General features: G+C 39.1%; 12 protein-coding genes. 11 read left to right on the top strand and 1 reads right to left on the bottom strand.

The window, feature by feature from the left end; all coding sequences use genetic code 11:
- Positions 1-87: 87 nt before the first annotated feature.
- From I586_RS11240 to I586_RS11220, 5 genes are all read left to right on the top strand, one after another.
- Positions 88-1,377: a glycoside hydrolase family 125 protein gene (locus I586_RS11240; RefSeq protein WP_010766259.1), complete on the top strand. Its 1,290-nt coding sequence runs from the start codon at positions 88-90 to the stop codon at positions 1,375-1,377.
- Between the two features lie 17 nt (positions 1,378-1,394).
- Positions 1,395-4,085, top strand: a complete 2,691-nt coding sequence (locus I586_RS11235; RefSeq protein ID WP_010766258.1) for an alpha-mannosidase — start codon at positions 1,395-1,397, stop codon at positions 4,083-4,085.
- A 17-nt stretch (positions 4,086-4,102) separates the two neighbouring features.
- Positions 4,103-4,966 carry an ROK family protein gene (locus I586_RS11230; protein ID WP_010766257.1) on the top strand — a complete coding sequence of 288 codons (864 nt, stop codon included), beginning with the start codon at positions 4,103-4,105 and terminating at the stop codon, positions 4,964-4,966.
- A 1-nt stretch (position 4,967) separates the two neighbouring features.
- Entirely contained in the window at positions 4,968-6,266 is a 1,299-nt protein-coding gene (locus I586_RS11225; protein ID WP_010766256.1) for a family 20 glycosylhydrolase, read from the top strand.
- Between the two features lie 140 nt (positions 6,267-6,406).
- Positions 6,407-9,157 (top strand): endo-beta-N-acetylglucosaminidase, encoded by a 2,751-nt coding sequence (locus I586_RS11220; RefSeq protein ID WP_010766255.1) that lies wholly within the window; start codon positions 6,407-6,409, stop codon positions 9,155-9,157.
- An 85-nt stretch (positions 9,158-9,242) separates the two neighbouring features.
- Here the strand turns inward: I586_RS11220 and add are convergent, their stop codons facing one another.
- Complete coding sequence (gene add, locus I586_RS11215) at positions 9,243-10,250, bottom strand: adenosine deaminase (protein WP_010766254.1); 1,008 nt, start codon at positions 10,248-10,250, stop codon at positions 9,243-9,245.
- A gap of 187 nt (positions 10,251-10,437) precedes the next feature.
- On the opposite strand from add, the gene I586_RS11210 reads away from it, so the two are divergent.
- The 6 genes from I586_RS11210 to I586_RS11185 all read left to right on the top strand — a co-directional run bounded on the left by I586_RS11210 (position 10,438) and on the right by I586_RS11185 (position 15,962).
- Entirely contained in the window at positions 10,438-10,923 is a 486-nt protein-coding gene (locus I586_RS11210; RefSeq protein ID WP_010766253.1) for an AmiS/UreI family transporter, read from the top strand.
- Between the two features lie 196 nt (positions 10,924-11,119).
- Positions 11,120-12,148 carry a LacI family DNA-binding transcriptional regulator gene (locus I586_RS11205; protein WP_010766252.1) on the top strand — a complete coding sequence of 343 codons (1,029 nt, stop codon included), beginning with the start codon at positions 11,120-11,122 and terminating at the stop codon, positions 12,146-12,148.
- A gap of 122 nt (positions 12,149-12,270) precedes the next feature.
- On the top strand, positions 12,271-13,572 hold the full coding sequence (locus I586_RS11200) for a pyrimidine-nucleoside phosphorylase (RefSeq protein WP_010766251.1): 1,302 nt from the start codon (positions 12,271-12,273) through the stop codon (positions 13,570-13,572).
- Positions 13,573-13,590: 18 nt separating this feature from the next.
- Positions 13,591-14,253: a deoxyribose-phosphate aldolase gene (deoC, locus tag I586_RS11195; protein ID WP_034702399.1), complete on the top strand. Its 663-nt coding sequence runs from the start codon at positions 13,591-13,593 to the stop codon at positions 14,251-14,253.
- A 24-nt stretch (positions 14,254-14,277) separates the two neighbouring features.
- Positions 14,278-14,673, top strand: a complete 396-nt coding sequence (locus I586_RS11190) for a cytidine deaminase (protein WP_010766249.1) — start codon at positions 14,278-14,280, stop codon at positions 14,671-14,673.
- 191 nt (positions 14,674-14,864) lie between these two features.
- Positions 14,865-15,962 (top strand): BMP family lipoprotein, encoded by a 1,098-nt coding sequence (locus I586_RS11185; protein ID WP_010766248.1) that lies wholly within the window; start codon positions 14,865-14,867, stop codon positions 15,960-15,962.
- Positions 15,963-16,069 lie beyond the last annotated feature (107 nt).

The following is a 16,069-nucleotide window of genomic DNA, read 5'->3' as shown; positions in this document are numbered from 1 at the left end:
AATATGTTAATAAAAACAGTGGACAAAACGCTTTCATTAGCATATACTTTCGTTGTTAAATGATATATCAAATATTAGGAGGTCATTATGACTTATATAGAGGTACCAAATTCAGTTCAAGAGTTTATGAATACTATTACGAAATTATGTGGAGATGAGCATGCTGGTTGGGCAGAAAATTTTAATGCTGCTTTTGCCAATACCTTGACAACAACGGTTAAAAAGCAAAAAGATGGTTCAACATTTTTGCTGACAGGAGATATTCCAGCGATGTGGTTGAGAGATTCGACTGCTCAAGTACGTCCGTACCTAGTTATTGCAAAAGAAGATCCAGAACTGACAGAGATGATTTGCGGATTAGTTCAACGTCAATTTTTCTATATCATGATCGATCCTTACGCGAATGCCTTCAATGAGGAACCGAATCATGCTGGGCATCAAACAGATCATACGGAGATGAATCCCTGGATATGGGAAAGAAAATATGAAATTGATTCGCTTTGTTATCCTGTTCAATTGGCTTATTTGCTCTATAAAAATACCGGTTGTAAGAAGCAATTCGATGAAAATTTTGTAGCAGGTGTGAAAAAGATTTTGACAGTCTTTACAACGGAGCAAGAGCATCAACATTCACCTTATACATTTGAACGTGAGACTACTCGTTTAGAAGATACGCTTCCAAATGAGGGGCGCGGCAGCAAGGTTGGAAAAACAGGGATGACATGGTCAGGTTTTCGTCCGAGTGACGATGCGTGCCGGTATGGCTATTTAGTGCCATCAAATATGTTTGCGGTGGTTTGTTTAGGGTATATCGAAGAGATTTTTACTAGCGTATTATCGGATGCAGAAATAGTAAACCAAGCGGCTGCTTTAAAAAAAGAGATTGATGCTGGAATCCAAAAATATGGGAAAACAGACAACCAACGCGGAGAATCAGTGTATGCATATGAAGTCGATGGTCTAGGAAACGCTAGTATTATGGATGATAGCAACATTCCTAATTTGCTTTCAGCTCCTTATCTAGGCTACACCGTAGTTGAAGATGAGGCCTATCAGAAAACGCGTCAAACGATCCTAAGTAAAGAAAATCCTTACTTTTACGAAGGAAAATATGCTAAAGGGATTGGAAGCTCTCACACGCCAGAAAATTATATCTGGCCGATTGCATTGGCAATGGAGGGGATGACTACAAGTGACAAAGCCGAGAAAGAGCGGATCTTGAATTCTTTAGTAGAAAATGATGGCGGAACACATTTAATGCATGAAGGGTTTGATGTTAACGATCCTAGAAAGTATACTCGCGAGTGGTTTTCTTGGGCAAACATGATGTTTTGCGAGTTAGTGATGGATTATTTTGATATTCGAGTAGAGCGATAGATATGGAGGGGGAAAACATGAAGAAAAAAGTTTATATCATTTCACATTCTCATTGGGATCGTGAGTGGTACATGGCATATGAGCAGCATCATATGCGTTTGATTGAGCTGATGGATGATGTGCTAGAACTAGCAGAAACAGATCCTGATTTTGATAGTTTTCATTTGGATGGGCAAACGATTATTTTAGATGATTATTTACAAGTCAGGCCAGAACAAAAGGTGGCCGTCCAAAAAGCGATTACAGAGGGAAAGTTGAGAATTGGTCCCTTTTATATTCTACAAGATGATTTTCTGATCAGTTCAGAATCTAATGTACGCAACATGTTGATTGGCAAAAAAGAAACTGAAAAATGGGGGCCAGCAGTGAATTTAGGCTATTTCCCAGATACATTTGGTAATATGGGGCAAACGCCTCAAATGATGAAGCAAGCAGGCCTTGATGCTGCAGCTTTTGGAAGAGGGGTAAAACCTGTCGGCTTTAACAATGAAGTGTTGGATGATGAAAATTATACATCTCAATATTCAGAAATGTGGTGGCAAGGGCCAGATGGCAGTACCGTTTTAGGTCTATTGTTTGCTAATTGGTATAGCAATGGGAACGAAATACCCGCTGAAAGAGAAGAAGCCATAACGTTTTGGACGCAAAAATTAGCGGAGGCTGAAACGTTTGCTTCTACGAATCATTTACTAATGATGAACGGGGTGGATCATCAGCCTGTTCAAAAAAATATAACAAAAGCAATTGCTTTAGCCAATGAGCTATTCCCAGAATATGAATTTATTCATTCTAATTTTGATGAATATTTGAAACAGATGCGTGAAGAGTTGCCAGAAGAAGTTGGAACGGTTCATGGAGAATTGACAAGTCAAGAGACAGATGGGTGGTTTACTTTAGCCAATACAGCTTCGGCGAGGGTTTATTTAAAACAATGGAATACAAAAGTACAACGACAACTGGAGAATATCACAGAACCATTGGCGGCGATGGCCTATGATTTAACGAAACAGTATCCTCATGATCAACTGGATTATGCTTGGAAACTGCTGTTGCAAAATCATCCTCATGACAGTATTTGTGGGTGTTCAGTAGATGAAGTTCATCGTGAAATGATTCCAAGATTTGAAAAAGCAAATGAAGTAGGCGTATTTTTAGCCGAAGAAGCATTAGCACATTTAGTAGAATCGATTGACACAAGTGGATTTTCCGGAAAAAGCTATCCATTTATTGTATTCAATACGTCTGGATACGAGAAATCAGACGTTGTAAAAGTTGAAGTGGAAATAGAAAGAAAACCTTTTAAAGAAGGGATTCCGCACGAATTATGGGAAGAGCTTGTTGAGAGCACTACGCCAACTTTTGAAGTGATCGATACGCAAGGAAATATAATTCCAGCGGTAGTGTCAACATCGGAAGTTCGTTTTGGGTATGATTTACCGAAAGATCGCTTCAGAGTTCCTTATATGGCTAAATATGTTGAAGTAGAAATGCAAATTACGGATATGCCCGCTTTTTCATGGAACTCGTTTGCCTTACAAGAAGCGATCCTAAAAGAAAAAGAAGAATCATCCATGATCAAAAATACTGGAAATTATGTTCTTGAAAACAGTCGGTTGACCGCACGGATCAATGAAGATGGCACATTAGAAGTAGTTGATAAGCATTCTGGTAAAACGTATACCGATCTACTAACTATTGAAGACACGGGAGACATTGGAAATGAATATATTTACAAACAGCCAGAAGAGGGTAGTCCGATTCTATCAAGTGGTCATCCAGCAGAAATTTCTGTCATAAAAGATGAACCATTCATTGCACAACTTAAAATAGTCCAACGTTTAATGATCCCAGTAGCAGCAGAAGCATTGTTGGATCAAGAACAAAAGGCAGTGGTGGATTTCCGTTATCGAAAAGCAGGACGTTCGACAACATTAAAAGAACTAGAGATTGAAACGATAGTAACAATGGAAAAAGATGCGACTCGTTTAGCGTTTGAAACAACACTGAATAATCAAATGAAGGATCATCGTTTGCGGATGTTATTTCCAACGGGACTTCAGGCAGAAACTCATGAAGCAGATAGTATTTATGAAGTAGTTACACGACCAAACAAAGTGAGTAAAAGCTGGGAGAATCCAACGAATCCGCAACACCAACATGCATTTGTCAATATCCATGATGAACGATCTGGAATGACTGTTTCTAATTTTGGATTAAATGAATATGAAATTTTACCTGAAACAAATACGATTGCATTGACTCTTTTACGATCTGTTGGAGAGATGGGCGATTGGGGCTATTTTCCAACCCCAGAAGCGCAATGTTTGGGAGACCATTCATTTTTCTATGCCATTGATTTCCATGGGGAAGAAACAACTCGATACGCGACATATAAACGGGCGTATGCTGCGCAAATTCCTTTCAGCGTGAAACAAACAACAAACCATTCAGGGCAATTAAAAGGGAAAGATGCCTATTTGACTGTTACAGGAGAAGCATTTGCTGTGACAGCTGTAAAAAATAGTGGAAATAATCAAGCCTTGGTTGTTAGAGGCTTTAACATGAGCGAGCAAACAGATAAAATCAAGGTGGAAAAAAGCACGAAAGAAGAGCCGTATATGTTGAATTTATTAGAAGAGAAGCAACCAGAAAAAGTTACAGAAACGCTGAACGCTTATGAAATTCGAACAATTGGGTTCGACCGATAAGGAGGATAGATACTTAGATGGATTATTATGGATCGATTGAAGCGGGCGGCACAAAATTTGTTTGTGCCGTTGCAGATGAAACCTTGACTATTATCAAACGAATCAGTTTGCCAACAATGTCACCAGAAGAGACGCTAAAACAGGTTTTTGATTTTTTTGATGAGTATGAATTGAAAGCGATGGGAGTGGGCTCATTCGGGCCAATTGATGTGAATCGTAAATCAAATACGTATGGTTACATTACTTCGACGCCGAAACATGGTTGGAGAAATGTGGACCTTTTAGGCAGATTGAAAGAGCGTTACGATATCCCGATTGCCTGGACAACCGATGTTAATGCGGCTGCATATGGCGAGATGCATCTAGGTGCTGGTAAAGAAACGCAAAGTTGTATCTACTTAACAGTTGGAACGGGTATTGGTGGAGGAGCTGTTGTAAACGGTGCAGTGTTGGAAGTATTTAGTCACCCTGAAATGGGGCATATCACGGTTCAGCGGTACCCAAATGATAAGCTTGAAAGCACATGCCCGTATCATGATAATTGTTTAGAAGGATTAGCTGCAGGTCCAGCATTGGAGAAAAGAACGGGCACCAAAGGACAATCATTACCATCTAATCATGAGGTATGGGAAATAGAAGCTTTTTATTTGGCGCAAGCATTACTGAATTACACATTGGTACTCTCGCCAGAAAAAATTATTTTAGGTGGAGGAGTAATGAAACAGCAACAGCTCTTTCCGTTGATTCGTGAATCATTGAAAGTGCAAGTGGGCGGATATGTTTCATTGCCACCTTTAGAAGAGTATATTGTCGGCTGCGATTTGGGCGATGATAGTGGCACGATAGGATGTTTGTTATTGGCCAAGAAAAAAGAGGGTTGAAATGAAGAGTGGGAAAGTTACACATTTCTCGGATGTACAGGAAATCGCCATTTATCTTGATCCGCTGTTTGAAAAAGAACAAGAAAAGATTGCCTATTTATACGTAAAACTGTTAAATAAACATTGCCGCTTTATAGAGAGTCTTGATGAAGCGGACATTGCGATTACTTTTGCAGAAATTTCAACGACCTCTTTTGTGATAACAGAGATGAAGGCGGTGGTGATCAATGCCGCTAACTCACTTTCAGCTTTTCGTGGTGCAATGTATTTAGCCAAAAAAATTAGAACTGGTGATGAAATCGAATTTGGAACCATTCATGAAGTTATCGCAGAACGCATTGTCATGATCGATATTGGTAGAAAGTATTTTTCTCCTATAGGATTACATCAGATTTTAGAGGAGATGGCATTTAATGGCTGTAATTTTCTACAACTACATTTTTCTGAAGATACAGGTTTTCGGATTGAATCAAGTCGTCATCCACAGCTTGTTTCAGAAAAATTTCTGACAAAAAAAGAAGTAACGGAATTGATTCGTTATGCCGCATATTTGCACATTGAAATTATTCCAGATATCGATACGCCAGGACATATGGCACACGTATTAAAAGACTTTCCGCAATGGCAATTGACTAAAGAACATTCACTTTTACAACTGCAAAAAGTTCCATCTGCTTTGGATATAACGAATGAACATGCAGTGACTTTCGCACTTTCGCTGTATCAGGAGTTTATGGACTTATTTGTAGCTAGTCGTTATTTTCACATTGGAGCCGATGAGTTTGTTGATTTTAATCAATTTGAACAGTATCCGACATTAAGGAACGATGGAATAAGAAAATTTGAAGCATACGTTAACACTGTTGCGACCTTCGTTTCAAGACATGGTTTTATTCCTAGAGTTTGGAATGATGCATTTCTTAGATCTGGTAAAAACACGACGTTAACAAAAGATATAGAGATTACTTATTGGACAAAGTGGCAAAAGGAGATGGCTCCTGTACAACGATTTTTAGACGAAGGGTATTCAGTTGTGAATGTGAATGATAACTATCTGTACTATGTTTTAGGTGAAAATGCAGGATATATTTATCCTACTGCGGAGAAAATCAAAAAAGAGTGGCAACCGACTTTATTTGCTTCAAAGCAGAGAATTTCAATCGACCAATTTGATAAAATCAAAGGGATCTCATTAGCTGTTTGGTGTGACTTGCCAGAAGCCAAAGACGAAAAAGCCATTATCGAAGAGCTAAAAGAACTAATGGAAGGCTTCTCTTTTCATTTTTATGACGTTGTATGATTAATCGCAAATCAAACCTATACTTTTTGATATAAATACTATAGTTTGTCTATTTATACAACGATGAGAAAGCGTTAACATTTTATGTGAGAATGAATAATGCTGAAATTATAAGCAAATGATTAAAGGAGGTTCATTCATTGAAAAGGAAAACGTGGAAAAATGTGTTTTGCTGTTCGGCTGCTTTAGTTGGTTTTGGTGTTGGGACAAATCTGCTCGCTACGACAACGGCGTATGCAGACCCTGCAGAAGTAAGAATCAATCAAGAAAATGAAGTGTTACAATTTGATCAAATCCCAGAATCTACGGCCTTGTTTCCTGAAACTTTGCTAAGTTGGAACCCTAAAAGTGATCCAGATGCACCGTTTAATAGTTCAAAAGTTCCACTAGCCACTCGCGTACAAGGCAAGAAAATGAATGGTGATCAGAGTACAAAGGCTAAAGTATTATCGATTGCGATCGTGAATCGTCACACGAAAGGAACCCCTTCTCAAGGAGGGACAGAGAAGGCTGTTTATAATTTTACGAATTGGCAATACATCGACACCTTAGTTGCTTGGGCAGGTTCATCAGGTGAAGGGATCATTGTTCCGCCAAGCGGGGATGTGACGGATTCGGCACATCGAAATGGAGTACCCGTGGTTGGAACAGTCTTCTTTCCGCCAGAAGCCTATGGGGGCAAAAGTGAATGGGTGGAACAATTTGTGCAAAAAGATCGAAAAGGTCGTTTTCCGATGGCAGATAAGCTTTTAGAAATGTCTTCTGTGTATGGATTTGATGGCTGGTTTATTAATCAAGAAACCAATGTCAATGAACAAACGGCCACTGCAATGAAAGAATTTATGCGCTATTTACAAGAACGTAAACCAAAAAATCAACAAGTTATTTGGTATGATTCTATGGTTCCAAGTGGTGCTGTAGACTGGCAAGGTGCGCTAAATGATAACAATCAAGGCTATCTTCAAGACGGAAAAAAACGTGTCTCAGATAAATTATTTATTGATTTTCGTTGGAGAGAATTAGCTACCTCAAATGCCAAAGCTGTTCAATTGAATAGGGACCCTTACGATCTCTTTGCAGGAATCGATGTTCAGGCGTCTGGCGTCAATACTAGACGGAAACCAAGTAGTATTGTGGGTGAAGATGGGACGCCTCTAGTTTCGTTAGGACTTTATTGCCCAGACTGGACATTAAGAGATGGTGGACAATATGATGTTGATAAATATTGGGAAAATGAAAAACTCCTTTGGATTAATCCACAAGGTGACCCTAGAGCCGTTGAAAGTTCAAAAAATGAATGGCAAGGTGTATCTCGCTACTACGTCGAAAAGACCCCAGTGACAAGTCTGCCATTTGTAACGAACTTTAATGTGGGAAATGGTGATGCCTTTTATAAAAATGGGTCAAAAGTCAAAGAGGGAACGTTTAATAATAGGAGTATTCAAGACGTAATGCCAACATACCGTTGGGTGATTGATAATGAAGAGGGGAACCAATTAGAGGCAGCGATTAGTTATGAAGATGCGTTTAATGGTGGGTCTTCAATCAAGTTATCAGGACAAATGACAGCGGGGAAACAAACGTTCATCAATCTATACGCAACGCAAATAAAAGCCAATGCATCTGACACCGCGTCGATTGTGACGAAAGGCCCTTCTGAAATATCTTTAGGGTTAGAATTAAAAGGAAAAGAACAACCGTTGATCATTCAAGGAACACAACAAACTCTTGAAAACGGCTGGGTCCAAACGAACTATTCATTGAAACCAGCCGCTAACAAAGTAATCACAGCAGTTGGTCTAACAGTGAAGAATCCATCAACAGAATCGACGTCCATTTATTTAGGTCAATTGAGAATGGGAAAAGAAAAAACAGTACCCGTTAGCCCAGTGAAGAAGCTAACATTTACCGGGAAAACGATTGTGGATGACCTTACGGAAAGTATCCGAATGCGTTGGGAAACAAAAGGCAAAAATACTACTTCTTATCGTATTTATCGAGAAGTGGATGGGCAATTGCAATTTGAAGGGGAAACAGCTAATACTTCGTATACGTTACTGAATCAAGAACGAAGAGGAGACACTGCTCGTTATCTAGTAGTACCAATAGATAGTTATGGTCGAGAAGAACAACGGAAAAGCAGTGCTGCGGTTTATACGTTTGAAGCGATGAAAAAACCAGAAATAACAGTCAACGCGAGTAGTACACTCGTGTCAGTGAACGAAACCATTACATTGTCAGCAGACGTATCAAAATCTACAGAGAAGGTCAAGTGGGAAGTGATAGGTGCAACACCACAAACAGCTGAAGGAGAAAAAGTATCATTTTCTTTTGAAAAGTCGGGTGTTTATACTGTGAAAGCGACAGCCATTAATGGATCAGGTGAAACAGAAGTAATCAAAGAAAATTATCTGCATGTTTATGATCAAAACGCAGGAATCAACATAGAAAACTTAGCTGTATTACCAACGACAACTGCTACTCAAGGTTCTGGCTATACAAACGAAAGTGAAAGTTATCGTTTTGCTTTAGATGGAGAGTTAAAAACAAAGTGGTGTGATAATGGAACTGAAAAACCTTGGATGATCGCAGATTTAGGGGCGGTGAAGACAATCTCTGGGTTTGAGCTTTTTCATGCTGGAGCTGGCGGCGAGAGTTCAGATTGGAATACGCGTGACTATGATATTTTGGTGAGTCGAGATGGAAACGATTGGATACCTGTTGTGCAGCATCGAGGAAATACAGAAAATCAGAGTAAAGATGCAATCAGTCTGGTCGAAGCGAGATATGTCAAACTTTCTTTAGAAAAGGCAGAACAAAACGGTAAGACAGCTCGGATTTACGATTGGCAAATTATTGGAGTTGATCAAACAGGGATCATAAAGCCGTAAATAAGTAGTTCGTTAAAAAAAGGCTGGGCTATAACTCTTTGAGTTATGGTCCAACCTTTTTAAAATGGAATTTACAGTACTTGAATCAATAACTACTTACCAAAAGAGCGTGCAAAAGTTCTTTTTCACGGTCAGAAAGAAAAGCGCCATTGACAGCGTTGTGGTTTAATTGCTCCATATCTGCATAGGTAAGGTCATACCATTCATGGAGTTTCATGTATTCATCTGTCAAGGTTGTGTCAGAGACAGTGCGATTATCAGTGTTGATACAAACCTTAATTCCTGCATCAAGAAAAGTTTTAAATGGATAATCCGCCAGTTTAGTAACTGTTTTTGTTTGGAAATTGCTTGTTGGGCACATTTCGATCAAGACATCTTGTTCTTTCAGTAGTGAAAAATACTCAGGCGTATTTTTCACAGCTATCCCATGACCAATTCTTTTGGCACCTAAATGTACGGCATCTGCTACATTTTTCCCGCAGCCACACTCGCCTGCGTGAAGAGTTAATGGAATATTCAATTGATTGACTAAACCAAGCGTTTCTTCAAATGTGTAAGGAGGGAAGTCTATTTCATTTCCAGCAAGATCAAATCCAGCAACGCCAGCAGTTTTGAATTCCTCCGCTAAATGGACAATTTTTTCGATGTCGGCTAAGTCTTCATGTCTCATACCACATAAAAGTGCATTGCTTTTTACGCCAAACTGCTGTTGTCCGTACTCAAGACCAGCTAAAACGGCGGTGATGATTTTCGGCAAAGAAAGGCCTTTTTCAGTATGGAAAGAAGGGGCAAAACGAACCTCGATGTAGCGGATGTTTTCTTCAGCTGCTTGACTAATGATATCGATTGCCGCTGTTTTTAAAGCATCTTCGGTTTGTAAGCAAGATAAAACAAGATCAAAACGTTTTAAGTAATCATTTAGATTTTGACAATCATCTGGAGCGACCAACAAATTTTTTAATTGTTCAGGATCTTCTGGTAAGGAAATACCTTGAGGTTCTGCAATTTTTCGTAAGGTCTCAGGACGGATGGAGCCATCTAAATGGCAGTGCAGTTCTACTTTAGGTAATTTTTTGACTTGTTCGCGGTTCACGATATCATCCTCTCTATTCTTGTGTAGTTTTGAGTCTTATTCGATAAGTATTTTGAAGACTTTAACATGGGAAACTCGCGCTGTCAATATGAGAAATGGTGATTTGGGAAGGATAGTAGTTTTTTCGTACGTTTTACAGTAAAATAGTGCAGTAGAAAGTTAACGTTTCGTTATTGGAGGGATTTTTTTGCTAGGTGTCGGATTATTATTTGTGGCGATCACTTTGATTAGTAATGGGTATTGTGGATTAGTCGGTGTGGACAAGAAATCAACCGGATTGATCAATCTGCTTACAGGAAGTTTGTCGTTTATTATCAATACGATCTACCTAATTAGAGGAGCCTATTATGATGCTGGGACAGGCTATTTGTTTGCATTCACGTATTTAATGGTTGGCTTAATTTATATTTTTGATCTGGATATGCGCATTTATGGAATTTTTGCTTTGTTTGTCGCAGTGAACACAATTCCAGCAGCCTATATTTCTTATGCAGTAGATGGTGACTGGCGTTTTGCACTGATTTGGTTGTCGTGGGGAATGCTATGGCTGACGGGCTTTATTGAATACGTCTTAAAAAAAGAAATAGGCAAGCCAGTTCTGTATTTTGCGATTTTTGAAGGGATCGTTACGTGCTGGATACCTGGTTTGTTGATGCTGACGAATAACTGGTAAAGCAGGAAAGCTGGAACGAAACGTATTTTAGTTAAATAAAAAAGCTGATTAAAGCTCCTTTTTAATTGTGCATATATTTAAATTTTTGGTTAAGCTATTTTATTCTGTAGAATTCTGATAAACTAGAATCATTCGAAATCAATTTTGAAAACGTTGACATGGTTGGTAGGTCTTGTCAGTAAAGGGAGAACAGAGTATGAAATTAACGATTAAAGAAATTGCAGATATGGCTGGAGTATCGGTCACAACAGTATCTCAAATCATTAATAATAAGGGAAGTCGATTTAGTGAGAAAACCAGAAGTAAAGTGTTAGCGGTAGTAGAAGAATATGATTATAAGCCAGATTATTTTGCGTCTAACATTATTACACGTCATTCTCAAACAATCGGTATGGTCGTGCCTGATGTGACGGATTTTTTCTTTGCGAAAGTGATTGAAGGTGTAGAAACCTATTTGAATTCATTAGGCTACATGATATTGTTGTGCAATTCTAAGCATGATGAAGAGAAGGCAGCGCAGTATGTTACGGAATTAGTGCATCGTTCCGTGGATGGAATTATTTTTGCTACACCAAATATTTTGCCGGAGAATCATATTTTGCGAAATAAAAATAAGCGTAAAGTACCTGTGATTTTGGTTGACCGAGGAATCAATCCGCGAGAAAGTGGTCGTTTGATCGTGAAAGAATATGAGGGCGCTTACCAAGCGGTCTGTTCATTGATCGACCAAGGGCATGAACATATTGCTATGTTAAAAGAAAATGAAGGTTACTATCAGCTGACAGAACGAGTAACAGCGTATCAACACGCATTGAAAGATAACGGGATACCCATAAGAGAAGAATATATGAGTAATGGTGATTTGAATTTAGGTGGAGGATACACTGCAGCTAAAAATGTGTTGAAGAATCCAGAGATTACGGCTATTTTTTGCGGGAATGATGAAATGGCGATGGGCGCCTATCAGGCAATTGAAGAGTGTGGCAAAAAAATCCCGGAGGACATTTCTGTTATTGGCTTTGATGGATTAGAAATTTCGGAATATCTAGTGCCAGGGTTAACAACCGTCTATCAACCTAGCTTTGATATTGGTTTCTATGCGGCGCAATTTTTGGTAGAAGCAATCAATGATCCAGAGACAAAAATACCAAATAAAATTTTTGATACGACATTTATTTTAAGAAATAGTACGAAATCGATTGACAAGTTGACGGATTTGATTTAATGTTCGTGTTATAAGCGTTTTCAAAATATGAAAGCGTTAGTAAACTGTTTTACTAAAAGGTTTTAACCTGAATGATTTTAGTGTATAATACATCCTTGGGGATTGATTCGGAGGAAAAAAGCATGAGAATGGTAGATTTGATTGAGAAAAAGCGAGATGGACAAGTCTTAACAGATGAAGAAATTCAATTTATAGTTTCTGGCTACACAAAAGGGGATATTCCCGATTATCAAATGAGTGCATTTTTGATGACTGTTTTTTACAAAGATATGACGGATGAAGAAATTACGACCCTGACATTATCTATGGCTAATTCAGGTGAAATGATCGACCTTTCATCAATTCAAGGAATCAAAGTAGATAAACATTCTACTGGTGGGGTTGGAGATACAACAACCTTGATTTTAGCTCCTCTTGTTGCCAGTGTTGGTGTAAGTGTTGCGAAAATGTCCGGTAGAGGTCTTGGATATACAGGCGGTACGCTTGACAAGTTAGAAGCAATCCCAGGATTTCATGTAGAAATACCTGATGAAGCGTTTATTCGGTTGGTGAACGAAAGTCATGTGGCAGTTATTGGTCAGTCAGGTGATTTAGCGCCAGCAGATAAGAAGTTGTACGCATTGCGTGATGTGACAGCGACAGTCAACTCGATTCCATTGATTGCAAGTTCTATCATGAGTAAGAAGATTGCTGCTGGAGCGGATGCGATTGTATTAGATGTGACGACTGGTGAAGGTGCTTTTATGAAGAATATCGATGAAGCACGCCGCTTAGCTGAAACAATGGTACGAATCGGACGCTTAGCAAACCGTCAAACGATGGCGGTAATTTCAGACATGTCTCAACCGCTTGGTGAAGCAATCGGCAATAGCTTAGAAGTGGTCGAAGCTATCGAGACACTTCAAGGTAAAGGCCCAGAGGATCTAATGGAGATGTGCTATATCTTAGGAAGTCAAATGGTCGTTTTAGCTAAGAAAGCTGATACGTTAGATGAAGCGCGTGCCATGCTAAAAGAAGCATTAGAATCAGGTAAAGCATTAGACAAATTCAGAGAAATGATTCGTAACCAAGGTGGCGACGAAAGTATCGTTGATGATCCAGAGCGGTTATTAACAGCTAAATACCAAATAGAGTTACCAGCAAAAACATCTGGCGTCATTCAAAAACTGGTGGCAAATGAAATCGGTATCGCAGCAATGCTTTTAGGTGCAGGACGTGCAACGAAAGAAGATGAAGTCGATCATGCAGTTGGAATCAAGTTGCACAAAAAAGTCGGTATGCCAGTTAAATCAGGCGAGTCCTTGTTAACGATTTATTCAAATTCAGATTCAATCGAAAACGTAAAAGAACTTTTATATAAAAATATCGAAATCGGCAGTTCTGGAACTGAACCTGAGCTGATTCATGATATAATAACAGCATAAAGGATGTGTAAAAAAATAATGGAATTAAATCAAATGATCGACCACACTATTTTAAAGGCAGATGCAAAGGAAGAGGATGTTTTACGAATCATAGAAGAAGCAAAAAAATATGAATTCTTCTCTGTTTGTATCAATCCTTGCTGGGTTGCATTAGCAAAAGAACACTTAGCAGAAACATCGGTTGATGTCTGTACAGTAATTGGTTTTCCTTTAGGAGCCAACACATCAGAGGTCAAAGCGTACGAAGCCACAGAGGCAATCAATAACGGTGCAACTGAAGTTGACATGGTCATCAATGTAGGTGCTTTGAAATCTAAGCAATACAAAAAAGTGTTGAAAGACATTCAAGCAGTTGTTGAAGCGGCGAAAGGCAAAGCGTTAGTAAAAGTAATTATTGAAACTGCATTACTTACGGATGAAGAAAAAATCAAAGTTTGTGAGTTAGCGAAAGAAGCAGGAGCAGATTTCGTTAAAACATCAACAGGTTTTTCAACAGGTGGCGCAACGGTTGCAGATGTTGCATTAATGCGCAAAACAGTGGGACCAGACATGGGCGTTAAAGCTTCAGGTGGTATTCATAACGAAGCTGAAGCCAAAGCGATGATCGATGCTGGTGCTACACGTATTGGTACAAGTGCTGGAGTTGCTATCATGGAAGGTTCAACTGGAGCAGGCTATTAATCTAAAGAAGAAAGTGGCGGGCAAATGACAGCAAAACAAGAATGGTTAGCTATTGCGGATAATGCGTTGACAAAAGCTTATGTCCCTTACTCTCATTTTCCAGTAGGGGCATGCCTGATTACTAAAGAGGGAAAAACTTATCAAGGCGTTAACATCGAAAATGCTTCATACGGATTGACAAATTGTGCGGAACGAACAGCGATCTTCAAAGCTGTATCAGAAGGGGAACGTGATTTTCAGCATCTAGTGATTGCCGGCAACACACCTGAGCCAATCTCTCCATGCGGTGCATGTCGACAAGTAATGGCTGAATTTTGTGCGCCTGAAATGACAGTCACGTTAGTTGGCGAGCATGGCGTAATGAAAGAAACAACTGTTGGCGCGCTATTACCATATGCCTTTACGGAAAAAGATTTATAAGATCTGGTTACACTACTGTACATGTGGCATTGCAAGATCTAGCTACATGAACCAAACCTCTCAAATAATCGTTATTTTGATGTTGAAAAAAGTTCAAAACGACCGAAGAGAGAGTTGTTTCACTATTATCTTGTTTCATTCAGTCATCCGGCTGTTGAAAATATAAAACTATTTTAGGGGGCTTTACAGAGATGAAAAAAGCAAAATTATTTGGTTTTGGCTTGACTGCACTAGCATTAACAGTTGCACTAGCAGCATGTGGTGGAGGGAAAAAAGATTCAACAGATGGAAAATCAGCAGGTGGGGACGCTGACCATAGCGTTGTTATCGTTACTGATATTGGTGGGGTAGATGACCGTTCATTTAACCAATCAGCTTGGGAAGGATTACAAGCTTGGGGGAAAGAACATGATCTTAAAAAAGGAGCAGATGGTTTTGATTATATTCAATCAAACGATGCTTCAGAATATGTGACAAATATTGATACAGCTGTTTCTAACGGATTTAAAACAGTCTTTGGTATTGGCTACTTATTAGCTGATTCTATTGGTACAGCAGCAGATGCAAACCCAGATACACAATTTGGTATCATTGATAGTGTTATTGAAGGCAAAGACAACGTAGTTTCTGCAACATTTAAAGACCAAGAAGCTTCTTACTTAGCTGGTGTCGCAGCAGCACACACAACAAAAACAAACACTGTAGGATTCATTGGTGGTGAAGAAGGCGCGGTTATCGACCGTTTTGAAGCTGGTTTCCATCAAGGTGTTATTGATACTGCGAAAGAATTGAACAAAGACATTAAAGTTGAAATCGAATATGCTGCTTCATTTGGAGATCCTGCCAAAGGAAAAGCGTTAGCTGCTTCTATGTACCAAAAAGGTGCTGACATTATTTTCCACGCTTCAGGCGGTACAGGACAAGGAGTCTTCCAAGAAGCGAAAGACTTGAATGAAACTGGATCAAAAGACAAAGTTTGGGTTATCGGTGTAGATAGCGACCAAGATAAAGAAGGTAAATACAAAACTAAAGACGGTAAAGAAGATAACTTCACTTTAACATCAACACTTAAAGGTGTAGGTGCTGCAGTACAAGATATTTCTAACCGTGCCTTAGAAGATAAATTCCCTGGCGGCGAACACTTAGTTTACGGTTTGAAAGACGGCGGAGTTGATTTGACAAAAGGCTATTTATCAGACGAAGCACAAAAAGCAGTTGACGCAGCAAAAGAAGAAATTATTGCTGAAAAAATCACTGTTCCAGAAGTACCAAAAGACGTAAAAGAATAGTTTTGAATGCTTAGCGCTGCTGCAGTAGCGGCGCTAAGATTTTATTAAGCCTTTAAAGAAAGAAAACGAATGGTTGAACGACTCATTTTCTTTCTTTAAGAGCCTAA

This window comes from Enterococcus moraviensis ATCC BAA-383, assembly GCF_000407445.1.
Lineage (GTDB): Bacteria > Bacillota > Bacilli > Lactobacillales > Enterococcaceae > Enterococcus_L > Enterococcus_L moraviensis.
The sequence above is the reverse complement of the archived record's forward strand: the minus strand, read 5'-3'. Positions and strand labels throughout refer to the sequence as shown.